At 71.8% G+C, this 14,820-nt stretch carries 16 protein-coding genes; 3 read left to right on the top strand and 13 right to left on the bottom strand.

Features of this window, described 5'->3' with window-relative positions:
- Positions 1 to 43: 43 nt before the first annotated feature.
- From rpsO to truB, 3 genes are all read right to left on the bottom strand, one after another.
- Positions 44 to 313: a 30S ribosomal protein S15 gene (gene rpsO, locus PSH03_RS17345; RefSeq protein ID WP_030337594.1), complete on the bottom strand. Its 270-nt coding sequence runs from the start codon at positions 311 to 313 to the stop codon at positions 44 to 46.
- Between the two features lie 199 nt (positions 314 to 512).
- On the bottom strand, positions 513 to 1,442 hold the full coding sequence (locus PSH03_RS17340) for a bifunctional riboflavin kinase/FAD synthetase (RefSeq protein WP_210784734.1): 930 nt from the start codon (positions 1,440 to 1,442) through the stop codon (positions 513 to 515).
- Between the two features lie 76 nt (positions 1,443 to 1,518).
- On the bottom strand, positions 1,519 to 2,403 hold the full coding sequence (gene truB, locus PSH03_RS17335) for a tRNA pseudouridine(55) synthase TruB (protein WP_372494783.1): 885 nt from the start codon (positions 2,401 to 2,403) through the stop codon (positions 1,519 to 1,521).
- A gap of 202 nt (positions 2,404 to 2,605) precedes the next feature.
- Here truB and PSH03_RS17330 point away from each other — a divergent pair, with 202 nt between their 5' ends.
- Positions 2,606 to 2,908, top strand: a complete 303-nt coding sequence (locus tag PSH03_RS17330; RefSeq protein ID WP_238689761.1) for a hypothetical protein — start codon at positions 2,606 to 2,608, stop codon at positions 2,906 to 2,908.
- Between the two features lie 10 nt (positions 2,909 to 2,918).
- Positions 2,919 to 3,917, top strand: a complete 999-nt coding sequence (locus PSH03_RS17325; protein WP_238689760.1) for a hypothetical protein — start codon at positions 2,919 to 2,921, stop codon at positions 3,915 to 3,917.
- A 21-nt stretch (positions 3,918 to 3,938) separates the two neighbouring features.
- On the opposite strand, the gene PSH03_RS17320 is transcribed toward PSH03_RS17325, so the two are convergent.
- On the bottom strand, positions 3,939 to 5,261 hold the full coding sequence (locus tag PSH03_RS17320; RefSeq protein ID WP_238689759.1) for an MATE family efflux transporter: 1,323 nt from the start codon (positions 5,259 to 5,261) through the stop codon (positions 3,939 to 3,941).
- Positions 5,262 to 5,465: 204 nt separating this feature from the next.
- Between PSH03_RS17320 and PSH03_RS17315 the strand changes: the two genes are divergently transcribed.
- Positions 5,466 to 6,305: a hypothetical protein gene (locus PSH03_RS17315; RefSeq protein WP_210784729.1), complete on the top strand. Its 840-nt coding sequence runs from the start codon at positions 5,466 to 5,468 to the stop codon at positions 6,303 to 6,305.
- A gap of 445 nt (positions 6,306 to 6,750) precedes the next feature.
- On the opposite strand, the gene PSH03_RS17310 is transcribed toward PSH03_RS17315, so the two are convergent.
- The 9 genes from PSH03_RS17310 to rimP all read right to left on the bottom strand — a co-directional run bounded on the left by PSH03_RS17310 (position 6,751) and on the right by rimP (position 14,722).
- Positions 6,751 to 6,960 (bottom strand): DUF6186 family protein, encoded by a 210-nt coding sequence (locus tag PSH03_RS17310; RefSeq protein ID WP_210784746.1) that lies wholly within the window; start codon positions 6,958 to 6,960, stop codon positions 6,751 to 6,753.
- Positions 6,960 to 7,367, bottom strand: a complete 408-nt coding sequence (locus PSH03_RS17305) for a hypothetical protein (protein WP_210784728.1) — start codon at positions 7,365 to 7,367, stop codon at positions 6,960 to 6,962. Before PSH03_RS17305 ends, PSH03_RS17310 begins: the two co-directional genes overlap by 1 nt.
- A 102-nt stretch (positions 7,368 to 7,469) precedes the next feature.
- On the bottom strand, positions 7,470 to 8,519 hold the full coding sequence (locus PSH03_RS17300; protein ID WP_238689758.1) for a DHH family phosphoesterase: 1,050 nt from the start codon (positions 8,517 to 8,519) through the stop codon (positions 7,470 to 7,472).
- On the bottom strand, positions 8,516 to 9,016 hold the full coding sequence (gene rbfA / locus PSH03_RS17295; RefSeq protein WP_210784726.1) for a 30S ribosome-binding factor RbfA: 501 nt from the start codon (positions 9,014 to 9,016) through the stop codon (positions 8,516 to 8,518). Before rbfA ends, PSH03_RS17300 begins: the two co-directional genes overlap by 4 nt.
- 126 nt (positions 9,017 to 9,142) lie before the next feature.
- On the bottom strand, positions 9,143 to 9,439 hold the full coding sequence (locus tag PSH03_RS17290; protein WP_091400377.1) for a DUF503 domain-containing protein: 297 nt from the start codon (positions 9,437 to 9,439) through the stop codon (positions 9,143 to 9,145).
- Positions 9,440 to 9,529: 90 nt separating this feature from the next.
- Positions 9,530 to 12,550 (bottom strand): translation initiation factor IF-2, encoded by a 3,021-nt coding sequence (gene infB / locus PSH03_RS17285; protein ID WP_238689757.1) that lies wholly within the window; start codon positions 12,548 to 12,550, stop codon positions 9,530 to 9,532.
- Between the two features lie 93 nt (positions 12,551 to 12,643).
- Positions 12,644 to 12,976: a YlxR family protein gene (locus PSH03_RS17280; RefSeq protein ID WP_112624296.1), complete on the bottom strand. Its 333-nt coding sequence runs from the start codon at positions 12,974 to 12,976 to the stop codon at positions 12,644 to 12,646.
- Between the two features lie 16 nt (positions 12,977 to 12,992).
- Positions 12,993 to 14,036, bottom strand: a complete 1,044-nt coding sequence (gene nusA / locus PSH03_RS17275; RefSeq protein WP_210784724.1) for a transcription termination factor NusA — start codon at positions 14,034 to 14,036, stop codon at positions 12,993 to 12,995.
- A complete protein-coding gene (rimP, locus tag PSH03_RS17270; protein ID WP_210784723.1) occupies positions 14,033 to 14,722 on the bottom strand; it encodes a ribosome maturation factor RimP in 690 nt (229 codons plus the stop codon). Before rimP ends, nusA begins: the two co-directional genes overlap by 4 nt.
- Positions 14,723 to 14,820: the final 98 nt, after the last annotated feature.

Raw genomic sequence — 14,820 nt, 5'->3', positions numbered from 1 at the left:
ACGCGGTACGGGGGAGCGGCCGTCCGGCCACTCCCCCGTCACGTCACCGGCGCAGACCGAGCCGCTCGATGAGCGACCGGTAGCGGGCAATGTCCTTCTTCTGGACGTAGTTGAGCAACCGACGGCGCCGGCCGACCAGCAGCAGCAGCCCACGGCGGCTGTGGTGGTCGTGCTTGTGCACCTTCAGGTGCTCGGTCAGCTCGGCGATCCGCTTGGTGAGGACCGCGACCTGGACCTCCGGCGAACCGGTGTCGCCCTCGGCGGTCGCGTACTCCGCGCGGATGCTGGCCTTGGCTTCCTGATCGAGCGCCATGTTCTCCCTGTTTCGATGGGTTGATCAAGTGGGTGTCCGTCGTCCCGATGGACCGGGAACGGACCGGTACCTCGCACCCGCGGCGTCGAGCAGGCACGCGAGGCCCCACGCCGGTCACCCGACGTCCCGGCAAGACTACCAGCACTCGCCGGTAACACCCGGCGAAGGGCCTCGGTGGCGGCCCGTCACCCCGCCACGATCAGGCCAGTACGCGCCGGGTGCGCTCGACGTCCTGATTCATCTGGGCGATCAGCGGCTCGATCGAGTCGTACCGGATCTGACCACGCAGGTGCGCCACGAAGTCCAGGGCCAGCCGCTCGCCGTACAGGTCACCGGAGAAGTCCAGCGCGTACGCCTCGACCCGCCGCTCCCGGCCGGAGAAGGTCGGGTTGGTGCCGACCGACACCGCCGCCAGCAGCGGTTCGTGCTGACCGCGGCGGATCAGCCGGGCCGCGTACACGCCGTCGGCGGGCACCGCCGCGTACCGGTGGCAGAGCAGGTTGGCGGTGGGGAAGCCCAGCTCCCGGCCCCGCTGGTCGCCGCGGACCACGACGCCCTCCACCCGGTGTGGGCGGCCCAGCGCCGCGGCTGCCGCGCCCACGTCACCCGCGTCCACGCAGGATCGGATGTAGGTGGAGGAGAAGACGGTGCCGGCCTCGGCGACCAGCGGGCCGCCCTCCACGCCGAAGCCGAACGTCTGACCGAGCCGTTCCAGCAACGCCACGTCGCCGGCGGCCCGGTGCCCGAAGCGGAAGTTGCTGCCGACCACCACCAACGCGGCGTGCAGGTGCTCGACCAGGACGTCGTGCACGAACTGCTCGGCCGGTACCCGGGAGAACTCCGGGGTGAACGGCACCACGCAGAGCACGTCCACGCCGAGCGCCTCGATCAGCTCGGCCTTACGGGCCGGCTCGGTGAGCACCGCCGGGTGCGAACCGGGGCGGACCACCTCGGCCGGGTGCGGGTCGAAGGTGACCACCACCGACCGCACGCCCAACTCGCGGGCCCGGGCCACGGTGTGCCCGATCGTCGCCTGGTGCCCCTTGTGCACGCCGTCGAAGACGCCGATGGTGACCACCGAGCGTCCCCACCCGCCGGGCGCCGCGTCGTAGCCCCGCCACCGCTGCATGCCGTTCCTCTCTGCTGTCCCGCCGGCCGGCGGGTCGACACCGCCGGCTGCGGGCCGGCGGACCTGCGCTGCGCTGTCAGGCCGGTGCGAGCACGATCTCCGCGCGGGCCCGTCCGTCCCGCTCGCTGACGATAGCGATCAGGCCGCCGGCCGGCCCGAAGACGGCGTACGGCCCGGTGAGGCCGGTCGGGTCCAGTGGCCCACCGTGGGCGAGCACCCGGGCCTCGTCCGGCGTGGCCTCCCGACGGGCGAAGAACCGGTCGGCCGCCGCGTCCAGTGGCAGGTTCACCACGTCCGGGGCGCGCTGCTCCAACTCGTCGAGCGTCGCCGCCTCGGCGAGGGTGAAGCCACCCACAGCGGTGCGCCGCAGCGCCGTGAGGTGCCCGCCGACGCCGAGCGCCAGGCCGGCGTCCCGGGCGATGGCCCGGATGTACGTGCCGGAGGAGCAGGTCACGTCCACGTCCACGTCCACCACGTCCGGCTCGGTGCGACGGATCGCCAGCACCTCCAACCGGGAGATGGTGACCCGCCGCGCCGGCAGCTCGACGCTCTCCCCGTCGCGGACCCGCTTGTACGCCCGCTGTCCGTCGATCTTGATGGCGCTGACCGCGCTCGGCACCTGGTCGACCTCGCCGCTCAGCCCGGCCAGCGCCGACCGGATCGCGTCGTCGGTGACCTGCCCGGCCGAGACGGTGGCGGTCACGTCGCCCTCGGCGTCGTCGGTGACTGTGGTCTGGCCGAGCCGGATGGTGCCGGTGTAGCTCTTGCCCGCGCCGATCACGTAGGTCAGCAGCCGGGTGGCCCGGCCGACACCGATCACCAGCACGCCGGTCGCCATCGGGTCGAGGGTGCCGCCGTGCCCGACCCGTCGGGTCTTCGCCAGTCGGCGGATGCGCGCCACCACGTCGTGCGACGTCATGCCGCCGGGCTTGTCGACCACGATCAGACCATCGGTGCTCACGTCGGCCAAGCCTGCCAGATGCCACCCACCCCGCAGTGCGTGGGCAGGCCCGTCGTGACCGCAGCCTCCACTCACGGGGTCTGAGCCGGCCTGTCGGGAGGGGGCGTCCATTTCGACGGAAGGTCGAGTGGGGCAGCCGACCGACCGTCATGGATGCGAAGATCATCCGCCCGATGCCGTCGCCAAGGGACCAGGACCGCCGATGACCTTCGACCGACCTCCCGGCCACGAGCACCGCGCTCGCGTCGACCTACCGCAGTGGATGCGGCAGCCGACGCCGAAGCGGCGGACCCCGGCGCGCTACGTCGACGACCTGATCGAGGGCCGGCCGGCGCTCCGGGCCGCCCGCCGGGCGGTGTGGCACTGGCGCGGCCGGAGCAGATGGAGCGAGTCGCATCCGCACCTCGTCGCCGTGCTGTCGTTCGTCGTGGCAGTCGTCCTCGGGACCGCCCTGGTGACCGGCACCTACTACCTGCTCGCGCTGGCCACCAGCGGCGAATACTGACGGAGGAACCATGGAGAGCACCACACCGACGGACCCGGTCGACCCACCACCGCCGCCCGCCGCGGTGGCGCAGGTCAACCCGGTGCAGCTACCGGACTGGCTGCGGGCATCGCAGACCGAGCACCAGCCCACCGGGTGGGACCGGGTCCGCTTCTTCTCGGCCCGGCACAACGGGGCGCTACTGCTCGGCTTCGGCCTGGTGCTGACCGTGCTGATGGTCGTCGGCGGGGTGGTGTTGGTCGGTCGAGTTGCCGATGGTGTCTCCGCATCCGCCTCGGCGAGCCCCACGGCGAGCCCCACCCCGCCGGTGAGCAGGGTCGGCGAGCCACGCGACCTGTTTGCCGGGTCGCCAGCGGCCTCCTTCGCGCCGGGTGAGGAGGGCGTGCGGATGCCGGCGGCCAAGGCCACCGGGCCGTTCACAGCGGCCCAGGTGCGGACCGCACTGGAGTCGGTACGCAAGGCGTTGATCAAGAGCCGGCTCGACACCTCGATGTTGATGGGTGATCCCGAGCCGTTCCTGGCGCTGCTCGCCCCGGACGCCCGCGAGCGGCTCCGGCCGGACTTCACCAGCAACAGCTTCCTTCGATACGCGACCCGGATGGCGTCGCCGTCGCAGTGGCAGCCCGGCGCGCGAGCCGCCGGCCGGATCAGTTACCGGGCCACCACCGAGGAGAAGGGGATCCGACTGTTGGAGGTTTCCACGGAGTTCGTGTGGGCGTACCCGTTCAACGTGGACCCGCGGGCCCCCGCCGGAGCCGCTGTGGTGGCACTCCGCGACCGGGTGGTCTGGCAGGTGCCGCACCCGGACGACGTGCAGGCGTCCTCCAAAGGTCTGTGGCTCGGTTCAGCGGAGGCCATCACCTGGAACGCGGACTGCGCTCAACTGCGGGACGGCTGGGTCCGCGAGCAGTACTGGTTGGCTGCCCTGCACGGGAAGCGGATACCCGCTGGTGACCCGGGCACCATCTTCGACCTTGGCGCGCCCGCGCCGACCACCATGCGCTGCTGACCGGCGGGCCCCGGCGACCGGTCAGCGGACCGCGCCGGTCACCGCCCACCTGCCGTTGCGCAGTCGCAGCAGCAGGGCGACCAGCCGGATCACCACGAACACTGTGAGCCCGGCCCAGATGCCGCCCAGCCCGAGGTCGAGCGCGTACGCCAGCCAGATGGCCGGCAGGAAGCCGCCGAGAGCCGCCACGATGGTGAGGTTGCGCAGGTAACGCACGTCGCCGGCACCGATCAGCACGCCGTCGAGGGCGAACACCACCCCGGCCAGCGGCAGCATGACGACGAACCACGGCCAGGCCACCATGGCCTGCTCGCGTACCCCCGCATCGGAGCTGAACCACGACGGCACCACGCCCGCGCCGGCGGCGACGAGCAGCGCGAAGCCCACGCCGCAGACGCCGCCGAGCAGCCCGACCCGGCGGGCGAGCGCCCGCGCACCCGCGTCGTCGCCGGCGCCGAGCGCGGCCCCGACCAGGGACTGCGCGGCGATGGCGAGGGCGTCGAGCACCAGCGCGGTGAAGAACCAGAGTTGCAGGGCGATCTGGTGGGCACCCACGGCGGCGGCGCCGAAGCGGGCGGCGACGGCGGTCGCGGACAGGAAGCTGGCCTGGAACGCCAGCCCACGGATCAGCAGGTCCCGGCTGAGCACCAGTTGTTGCCGGATCACGCGAGGTTGGGGTCGCAGCGACACCCGCTCACCGACCAGGGCGACGGCGAAGAGCACCCCGCAGAGCGTCTGCGCGACGACGTTCGCCACGGCCGAGCCGACCAGACCCAGCCCGCCGGGATAGACCAGCAGCGGGCAGAGCAGCGCGGAGAGCAGGTTGGGGCCGAGCACGAAGTACAGGGGGCGGCGAGTGTCCTGCACGCCGCGCAGCCAGCCGTTGCCGGCGGCGGCGAGCAGCAGACCGGGGGCGCCGAGGGCCGCGATCCGCAACCACTGGGCGGCGGCGTCGGCGACCTCGCCACCACCACCGGCGAGGGTACGCGCGAGCGCGCCGCCGCCGACCTGCATGCCGATAGCGATCAGCAGACCGACACCGAACGCCAACCAGGACGACTGGACGCCCTCGGCGACCGCAGCGGCCCGATCACCCGCGCCGAAGCGGCGGGCCGCGCGGCCGGTGGTGCCGTAGGCGACCACGGTGCCGACCCAGGCGGTGAGCGTCATGACCGTGCCGCCGACGGCGAGCGCGGCGAGCGGCACCCGGCCGAGGTGACCGACCACTGCGGTGTCGACCAGCACGTACAGCGGCTCGGCGGCGAGCACCACGAGGGCCGGCAGGGCGAGCGCGGCGATCCGCCGAGGCGAGGCGGGGCGGTGAGCGGTGGTGGCGTGGTTCATCGCCGCCGATCCTGGCACGGCTGCGGTAAGGAGCACAAGGTCGGTGGCGACTTACGGGCCAACCACTCGACCGGCTCCCCGGACGTCACCGAGGATCGAGGCCCTGCTGCGCTCCATGTCGCCGGCATCCCGGTTTGCGGCGCTCACTACCCTGTCCGAGGCTCCCACGCGGGGGGCACCACGACAGCGATAGGCCTTATCACAGTGAGCGACAGTTACCCTCCGCCCGACCCGAACGTCACCCCCTGGAGCGGCCCGCCGGCTCCGCAGCCGGGCGGCTACCCGCCGTACGGACAGCCACCACCCCAGCCGTACTACGGCACACCACTGGCGCCGGCGCCGGACAAGTCGAACAAGGGCCTGATCATCGGGCTGGTCGCCGGCGCGGTGGTCGTCATACTCGCCATCTGCGGCGCGGGGATCGGCATCCTGCTCGCCTACGATGACGACGAGCCCGCCCGGGACACGTCCTCCACCCCCACGTCGGGCACCGGCAGCAAGCCGGGCACGGGGACGGTCCCCACGCCGGGGCAGGCGGATCCACCGAACAACAACTCGATGACCGCCCGTTACTCCAGCGACCTGGCGAACGTCTGCGAGGGCAGCCCGATCCTGAACGCGGCGCCCTACAGCGGCCCGGCCGGCGCCAAGGCCTACACGTTCTCGAACAACCCCGACCGGCCGACGTCCTGGTCGTCGACGTACGTCCCCTCGGACAAGTCCTACTACGCCAAGGGCGCGGACTACCAGAAGGTGTCGGTGGTCGGCTGCCTGAAGTTCGACCAGGGCAGCCAGGGCGCCCCGAAGAAGTGTCAGTACAAGGACAAGGCGGAGAAGCAGGTCACCGTCGACTACGTCTCGTCGCGCTACACCCTGACCTTCTACGCGGCCAGGACCGCCGAGAAGATCGGCGACGGCGGCACCGTGACCGCCCCGACGAACAGGTGCCCGAGTTTCATCTCGTACGACAAGACCACCATGAGGGCGTACGCGACGCCGGACTCCGGCACCATCGAGGCGGCCCTGGACACGTTCCTGTCCTGAACGACTCGCCCCGCACTGGTGGCCGGACGGTGACGTCGTCGGCGCGGCGTGCCGGCGGCGTCACCACCGGTGGAGACGAGTCACTGACGGGTGTCCATCGACGTCTGCAGCGCGCGGCGGGCCTGCTCGCGGGCGTCGTCGGTGGTGGTCTCGGGCTTGGGCTTGTTCGGCATGGTGGCGCTCCTCTTCCCAGGGCGTGAGCCGCCGACACGCGGCGGCCCTCACGGGCGGTCCTGCTGAGCGCCCCACGGCGGTCCGGGGTTACCGGAGCAGCCGACTGGGCAGCGTGAGCCCGGGTCGATCCGACCCTGGAGGGAGGCGGCACGGGGTGTGGCACCACCGCCCATGACCTGCACCGCCAGGCGGCACCGGCCCTCTCCCAAGTTATCGTTCAGGTCCACATACTGCTTACGGTTCCCGCCATTTGGACGGTCGGCAGCCCGGTTCAGCGAGCCAGGAAGTGCCAGCCCAGCCACCACCAGAACCCGAACAGACCGATCCGGCCCACCGGCACCGAACCGACCTCGTAACGCATCACATAGGCGCAGACCTCGCCGAGGGTGGGGATCCGCGACCCCTCCCGCCGGGCCATCCACTCGACCACCGCGAAGAGGACCAGGGCGGCGACGAAGCCGCCGATCGCGAGCGCGCGCATCATCGCCGCACCAGCCCCCAGAAGGCGGCCAACCAGGCGAACCAGGCTGCCGACCGGGTCAGTTGATCCTCCAGGAGAGGATCGGCCAACCGGGAGAAGGTGGGGAAGTCATCGCCGGCAGCCAGCACGAAGGTCACGCCCTCGAAGACCCCGAAGACCACCACCGGCACCGCCCACCAGGCCGCCCCCGCGCCCAGCCGGCGCGGCGCCGGCCGGCGGGGCACCCGGTTGCTCAGACCGAGCCAGATCAGCACCCCACCCGTCCCGAGGGTGAACAGATTCGCCTCGGTGGAGAAGGACGCGAACCGGCCACCGACGAGCGACAGGCAGACGAGGACGGGAACGGAGACGGCGGGCCGGTCCCAGGCGCGGGGGGCCTCCACGGTGAGGTCGTGCGGCTGCTCCATCCCGCAATTCTTCCCGGTATCACGGAACGCGGGAAGACCAACACTCCCCGGAGCTGACCCTGATCTTCCAGACCGACGGATCGATGGCGGCCGAAGCCGGCGTCAGCCGATCAGCGCCGCGTCCAGCTGACCGCGAATCGACTCGACCACCTGCTCGACCGTGCCCCGACCGGTGAACCCGGCCGCGAACGTGTGCCCACCACCGCCGAGCGCCACCGCGACCCGACTGACGTCCACGGCGCCCTTGCTGCGCATCGACACCGCCCACTCGGCGGGCCTGGTCTGCTTCACCACACAGCTCACATCCGCCTCGGCGGTGCAGCGCACGGAGTCGATCAGCGCCTCCAGCACGTACGGCCGCTGGTCGTGCCGGGCCAGGTCGTCAAGGGTGGCGAAGGTCCAGACCAGGCCCCGACCACCGGCGGCGGCCGGCTCCAGTCGAGCCCGGCCGAGCACCTCACCGAAGAGGCGGACCGCGCCGAAGGGCCGGGTGTCGAAGACCCGCCGGGAGATGTCACCCGGCGAGATGCCGGTCGCCAACAATCGGGCGGCCATCTGATGCACCGCCGGAGTGGTCGCCTCGAACCGGAACGAGCCGGTGTCCGTGGTCAGCGCCACGTAGAGGCACTCGGCGATGGCCGGATCCACCACCACCCCGAGCCGGGCCAGCAGTTGCTCAGCCACCACCGACGTGGCCGCCGCACCCGGGTCGACCAGGTTGACGGTGCCGAAACCGGGGTTGGAGGCGTGATGGTCGAGCACCAGCGCCGCACCCGCCGACGACAACCGCCCGGCCAACTCGCCGAGACGCGACTCGCTCGCCGCGTCGAAGCAGATCACCAGATCGGGTGCCGGGTCGGCGGCGTCCGCCGGGACCAGCAGGTCCAGCCCGGGCAGCCCCCGCAACGGCTCCGGCAGCTCCGGCGGCCCGGGAAAGGTCGCCTGCACGTCGCGTACGCCGAACTGCCGCAGGCCCAGACCGAAGCCGAGCATGCTGCCCAGCGCGTCGCCGTCCGGATTGATGTGACAGATCAGCAGCACCCGGGCGGTCGGCGGGAGAGCCCGCACCAACGCCTCGGCCGCGGCCCAGTCCGCATCGGCGGGGCCGAGCCCGGCTGCCCCGGCGAACGGGGCGCTGGCGGTGTTGCTCACCGCGTTTCCCCACCCCGCGGGGTCTCCTTGACGTCGGTGGCCTCGTCGGCCTCCTCGGTCTCGTCCGTCTCATCGGTCTCGTCGTCCACCCGGTACGGCTGGGCCTCGCCCGCGTACTTCGCCTGGGCGGCGAGCCGCTGCACCTCGGCATCGGCGTTGCGGGCGGCGGCGAGCAGGTCGTCGATGTGCTTGACCTGGTCCTGCACGTCGTCGAGGACGAACGTGAGGGTCGGCGAGTGGCGCAGCCCGAGGGCCTTGCCGACAGTGCTGCGCAGCAGCCCCTTGGCGCTCTCCAGCGCCGCCGCGGTGTCCGCCTGGGCCACCGAGTCACCGAGCACTGTGTAGAAGACCGTCGCGTCACGCAGGTCAGCGGTAATCCGGGCATCGGTGATGGTGATCATCCCGAGCCGCGGGTCCTTGATCTGGCTCCGCACCACCGACGCGACCAGCTCACGCACCCGTTCCGCGTGCCGGCGTACCTTGGCCGGATCAGACATCTCGCCACCTCCACGGCGTCCTGCTTCCGGTCGACCCGGCGGCCCGGAGGCCGCCGGCCGACCGGCCAACATCTCGAACATTACCTTCGGGGCCGCTCCGGTCGCCCGGCACAGCCGGCACCATGGTCAGTCGTCGTCCACGCCGTAGAGCCGGCGTCGAACCGACAACAACTCGACCTCGGGGCGATTGGCCACCAGCCGCTCACAGGAGTCGAGCACCTCGCGGACATGCGCCGTCTCGGCGGCCACCACGGCCACCGCCAGCTGCGCTCGACCATGCAGGTCGAGCGCACCCACCTCGGCGGCCGACACCTCGAAGCGGCGCAGCGCCGCCACGATCGGCCGTACATATGATCTCTTGGCTTTGAGCGACCGGGAGTCGCCCGGCAGCAGCAGGTCGAAGACCGCGGTTCCGGTGAACATCGCCCCGGACGATACCGCCAACCCGCCCCGCATGATCAAGGGGTTTACGCCACTCGGCGTAAACCCCTTGATCAGCGTGTCACTGCCGGATCAGGCGCGAACCTTCTCCCGCATCTCGAAGGTCTCGATGACGTCGCCGACCTGGACGTTGTTGTAACCACCCAGGGTCAGACCGCACTCGAAGCCCTCGCGGACCTCGGTGGCGTCGTCCTTGAACCGCTTGAGCGAGGTGATCGTGAGGTTGTCCGCCACGACCGCCCCGTCCCGAAGCAGGCGAGCCTTCGCGTTGCGTCGGATGATGCCCGACCGGACGATGCAACCGGAGATGTTGCCGATCTTGGACGAGCGGAAGACGTCGCGGATCTCCGCGCTGCCCAGCTCGGCCTCCTCGTACTCCGGCTTGAGCAGGCCCTTGAGCGCTGCCTCGATCTCCTCGATGGCCTGGTAGATGACGGTGTAGTACCGGATCTCCACGCCCTCGCGGTCGGCCATCTCACGGACCTTGTTCGAGGCCCGCACGTTGAAGCCGATGATCGTGACCGGCTCGGACGAGGCGCTCGCGAGCATGACGTTGCTCTCGGTGATCGCGCCCACGCCCCGGTCGAGGACCTTGAGCTGGACCTCCTCGGGGATGTCGAGGTTGAACAGCGCGTCCTCGAGAGCCTCCACCGAACCGGAGACATCGCCCTTGAGGATGAGGTTGAGCGAGGTCTTCTCGCCCTCCTTGAGCTGCTCCATGAGCGTCTCGAGGGTGGCCCGACCACGGGAGTTGGCGAAGGACGCCGCCCGCCGCCGTGCCTGCCGCTGCTCGGCGATCTGCCGCACCGTGCGGTCGTCCGCCGCGGCGAGGAACGTGTCGCCCGCGCCGGGAGGCGCGGTCAGACCCAGCACCATGACCGGACGCGCCGGCCCAGCCTCGGTGAGCTGGTTGCCGTTCTCGTCGAGCATGGCCCGGACCCGGCCGTGCGCCCCACCGGCGACGATCGAGTCGCCCGCCCGCAGGGTGCCCTTCTGCACCAGCACCGTCGCCACCGCACCGCGACCCTTGTCCAGGTGTGCCTCGATGGCCACACCCTGAGCCGGCCCGTCGATCGGAGCGGTCAGCTCCAGCGACGCGTCGGCGGTCAGCAGAACGGCCTCGAGCAGTTCCTCGATGCCGATGCCCGGCTTGGCTGCCACGTTGACGAACATGGTCTCGCCGCCGTACTCCTCGGCGACCAGGCCGTACTCGGTCAGCTGCTGGCGGACCTTGTCCGGGTTGGCGTCCGGCTTGTCGACCTTGTTGACCGCGACCACGATCGGCACGTCGGCCGCCTTGGCGTGGTTCAACGCCTCGATCGTCTGCGGCATCACACCGTCGTCGGCCGCGACGACCAGGATCACGATGTCCGTGACCTGGGCACCACGAGCACGCATGGCGGTGAACGCCTCGTGACCCGGGGTGTCGATGAAGGTGACCGCCCGGTCCTCGCCCTCGTGCGGGACGTGGACCTGGTACGCACCGATGTGCTGGGTGATGCCACCCGCCTCACCGGCCACGACGTTCGCCTTACGGATGGCGTCGAGCAGCTTGGTCTTACCGTGGTCGACGTGACCCATGACGGTCACCACCGGCGCACGGCTGACCAGACGCTCCTCGGCCACCTCCGCGTCGAGGTCGATGTTGAACTGCGCGAGCAGCTCGCGGTCCTCGTCCTCCGGGCTGACGATCTGGATGTCGAAGCCCAGGTGCTCACCCAGCAGGTGCAGGGTGTCGTCAGAACAGGACTGGGTCGCGGTCACCATCTCGCCCAGGTTGAACATCTCCTGGACCAGCGAACCCGGGTTGGCGTTGATCTTGTCCGCGAAGTCGGACAGCGAGGCGCCACGGGAGAGCCGGACGATCTGACCCTGACCCCGGGGAGCACCCGAGCTCATGGTCGGAGCCGACAGGTTGTCGAACTCCTGTCTGCGCTGCTTCTTGGACTTGCGACCGCGCGTCGGCCGACCACCCGGACGCCCGAAGGCACCCGCGGCGCCGCCGCCACGGCCACGACCGCCCGCACCCGGACGACCGCCGCCACCGGCCGGACCACCCGGACGGAAACCGCCACCGGGAGCACCAGCACCGCCGCCGGGACCGCCACGGTAGCCACCGCCACCGCCGGCACCCGCGCCGCCACCGGGGCCGCCTCGGTAACCGCCACCGCCACCGGCGCCACCGCCGGGACCGCCACGGAAACCGCCGCCACCGCCACCGGGACGACCAGCGCCACCGCCACCGGGGCGACCAGCGCCACCGGGACCGGGGCGACCGGCAGCCGGACGCTGACTCGGCATGGACGCCGGGCTGGGCCGCGGCGGCATGGAGTTCGGGCTCGGCCGCGGCGGCATGCCCGCCGGGCTGTTGGGCCGAGGGCCACCCGCACCGGCGGCCGGGGGCCGCTGCTGCTGGCCACCCTGGATGCCGAACGGGTTGTTACCGGCACCGCGCGCCGGCGGACGACCGCCCGGCCGGGCACCCGGACCGGGAGCCGGCGTGCTCGGACGAGCTGCCGGCGAACCGGGACGGGGCGGCATCGCCGCGGGACCCGGCCGAGGGCCGGGGCGGTTGCCACCGTCTGCCGGAGGCTCCCGGCGAACGGGGTTGTCCCGCTGCTGCTGGCGGGCGGCCTGCGCGGCCTTGACCGCGGCCTCCTGCTCAGCCTTCAGCGCGGCGGCACGCGCCTCCGCGGCCGCCACCTCGATGTCGTGGGCACTCGCCGGCTTGGCGACCGGGGTCGCCGTCTGCGGCGCACCGGGAACCGGACCCTTGGGCTTCGGACCGGGTGCCGGCGCGGCCGGCCGCCGAGGCGGCATCGGCTTGGCCGAGACCCGGGGCGCGCCCGGGGCCGGGGATGGCGTCGGGGTCGGGGATGAAGCCGGCGTCGACGCGGGCGTCGACGGGGCGGCCGGAGCCGGGGCTCCGGCGGACGCGACGAATGCGTTACGCAGCCGCCGGGCGACGGGCGCCTCGACGGTGCTGGACGCGGACTTCACGAACTCGCCCATTTCCTTCAGCTTGGCGAGAACGGTCTTACTCTCGACCCCGAGCTCTTTTGCAAGCTCGTGTACGCGGGCCTTGCCTGCCACTGCACTCCTCACTCCGAGGTCGTGCGGGCAGCACCCGCAGCGACCTCACTCGTGCACTTGAAGCCTGGTCATTTCAGGGACTTCATCGTGTGCTCATGTCGGTCGTCCTACCCTGCTAGCGACCCTCGCCCGGTCGGGCTGACCGGACGTAGTGGTTGGCGCATCGACGTGCTCCGCCAGCGCACCGTGGTCGAGGACCTCGGTGCTGCGCAGCGCACGCCCGAAGGCGCGGCGCCGCACCGCCAGCGCGAAGCAGGCCGGATCCGGGTGCATGTTCGCTCCCCGACCCGGCAGCCTGCGGCGCGGATCAGGCCGGAGGCTGTGACCAGCCTCGTCCCTGACCGCGACGATCCGCAGCAATTCGCTGGCCGGCGCACGTTGCCGGCAACCCACACAGGTGCGCTCCGGCTGCGCGCGTCGTACCACTGGAGGAAGTCTACCCCTAGCTCCCCGAGATCGCGCCGCCCGGCTCCCGCACGTGATCAGTTACCCCGCGCGCTGCCGGCGCGGTCTGCTCCGCATCGGAACGAATGTCGATCCGCCAACCGGTCAATCGGGCCGCGAGTCGGGCATTCTGCCCCTCTCGACCGATGGCGAGCGAGAGCTGGAAGTCGGGAACTGTCACCCGGGCGGCCCGGTTGGCCAGGTCGACCACCTCGACCCGCAGCGCCTTGGCCGGCGACAACGCGTTGCCGACGAAGGTGCCCGGGTCGTCCGACCAGTCGATGATGTCGATCTTCTCACCGTGCAGTTCGCTCATCACGGCACGCACCCGCTGACCCATCGGGCCGATGCAGGCGCCCTTGGCGTTCACGCCGGGGGTGGTGGAGCGGACGGCGATCTTCGTGCGATGGCCCGCCTCACGGGCGATCGCACCGATCTCGACGGTGCCGTCGGCGATCTCCGGCACCTCCAGCGCGAAGAGCTTCTTGACCAGAGCCGGGTGCGACCGGGACAGGGTGATCTGCGGCCCGCGCATGCCCTTGGCCACGTGCACCACGACGCAGCGGACCCGCTCGCCGTGCGCGTACCGCTCGCCGGGCACCTGCTCGGACTGCGGCAGCACGCCCTCCAGCTTGCCCAGGTCGACGCTGACGATGCCCTTCTCGGTACGCGTCTCGTGCGCCTGCACCACGCCGGTGACCAGGTCACCCTCGCGGCCGACGTACTCACCGAAGTGCACCTCGTCGGTGGCCTCCCGCAACCGCTGGAGGATCACCTGCTTGGCGGTCATGGCGGCGATCCGGCCGAAGTCGTGCGGGGTGTCGTCCCACTCCCGCACCAGGCTGCCGTCGGCATCCATCTCCTGCGCGTACACCAGGGCGGCGCCCGACCTGCGGTCGATCTCCACCCGGGCGTGCGACTCGGCCCCGTCGGTGTGCCGGTAGGCGGTCAGCAACGCGGTCTCGATCGCCGCGAGAATCGTGTCGAACGGGATCTCCCGCTCGCGCTCGAGTGCGCGCAGCGCCGCGAGGTCGATGTTCACCTCTCCTCGTCCTCCACATCATCTTCGTCGTCGATGTCGTCTGAATCGTCGATCTCGTCGGAATCGTCCGCGTCGTCGAACTCGTCGTCCGGCTCACCGAGCTCGGCGAGCCGGGTGAACTCGACCTGGACGCGGCCAGGGCCCAGCTGGGCGTACGCCCAGGCGGCACGGCCGTCGTCGGTCTCCAGGTGCACGCCCTCGTCGTCGGCCGCGACCACCCGGCCGGTCAGCTGACGGTCGCCGGCGGGCTGCTCGCCCCGCTGGCCGGGCAGCGCGGCCGCGCCCCGGGCGGTGACCTTGACCAGTCGACCCACGTTGCGCCGCCAGTGGCGGGGCAGGGTGAGCGGCCGGTCGACGCCGGGCGAGCTGACTTCCAGCTGGTACTCGCCGGCGACGATGTCGCCACCAGTCTCCTCCGCGGCGTCCAGCGCGGCCGAGACCGCGCGGGAGACGTCCGCGACGGCGTCCAGGTCGATCCCGCCGTCGGTGTCCACCATCACCCGCACCACGTGCCGACGGCCGGCCCGGGAGACCGACAGGTCCTCCAGGTCGTATCCGGCGTCGTTGACCACCGGCTCGATCACGGCCCGCAGTCGGTCCCGCCGGGCGGCGAGGTCACCGCCGCGGGGGCCCGCAGCACCGCGGGGTCGACCCGTCGGCCTGGTGGCACGGCCACGCTGCGTCATCTCCGCACCCTCTCCCTGGTCGACGGGGACCGCTGGTCCCGCCATGCCGGCACGCCACCGGAGTGGACACGCCGGTGGTTGCGCAGAGCGTAACGCGC

Origin of the sequence: Micromonospora salmantinae (assembly GCF_022230905.1) — a bacterium.
In the GTDB taxonomy this organism is placed as follows: domain Bacteria; phylum Actinomycetota; class Actinomycetes; order Mycobacteriales; family Micromonosporaceae; genus Micromonospora; species Micromonospora salmantinae.
This window is presented reverse-complemented; position numbering and strand designations above follow the sequence as displayed.

Excerpts from the sequence above, each read along its gene's own strand:
- rpsO (WP_030337594.1), bottom strand. The coding sequence starts at position 313 with ATGGCGCTCGATCAGGAAGCCAAGGCCAGCATCCGCGCGGAGTACGCG.
- PSH03_RS17340 (WP_210784734.1), bottom strand. The coding sequence starts at position 1,442 with ATGCAGCGGTGGCGGGGCTACGACGCGGCGCCCGGCGGGTGGGGACGC.
- PSH03_RS17330 (WP_238689761.1), top strand. The coding sequence starts at position 2,606 with ATGACCTTCGACCGACCTCCCGGCCACGAGCACCGCGCTCGCGTCGAC.
- PSH03_RS17325 (WP_238689760.1), top strand. The coding sequence starts at position 2,919 with ATGGAGAGCACCACACCGACGGACCCGGTCGACCCACCACCGCCGCCC.
- PSH03_RS17320 (WP_238689759.1), bottom strand. The coding sequence starts at position 5,261 with ATGAACCACGCCACCACCGCTCACCGCCCCGCCTCGCCTCGGCGGATC.
- PSH03_RS17310 (WP_210784746.1), bottom strand. The coding sequence starts at position 6,960 with ATGCGCGCGCTCGCGATCGGCGGCTTCGTCGCCGCCCTGGTCCTCTTC.
- PSH03_RS17305 (WP_210784728.1), bottom strand. The coding sequence starts at position 7,367 with ATGGAGCAGCCGCACGACCTCACCGTGGAGGCCCCCCGCGCCTGGGAC.
- rbfA (WP_210784726.1), bottom strand. The coding sequence starts at position 9,016 with ATGTCTGATCCGGCCAAGGTACGCCGGCACGCGGAACGGGTGCGTGAG.
- PSH03_RS17290 (WP_091400377.1), bottom strand. The coding sequence starts at position 9,439 with ATGTTCACCGGAACCGCGGTCTTCGACCTGCTGCTGCCGGGCGACTCC.
- rimP (WP_210784723.1), bottom strand. The coding sequence starts at position 14,722 with ATGACGCAGCGTGGCCGTGCCACCAGGCCGACGGGTCGACCCCGCGGT.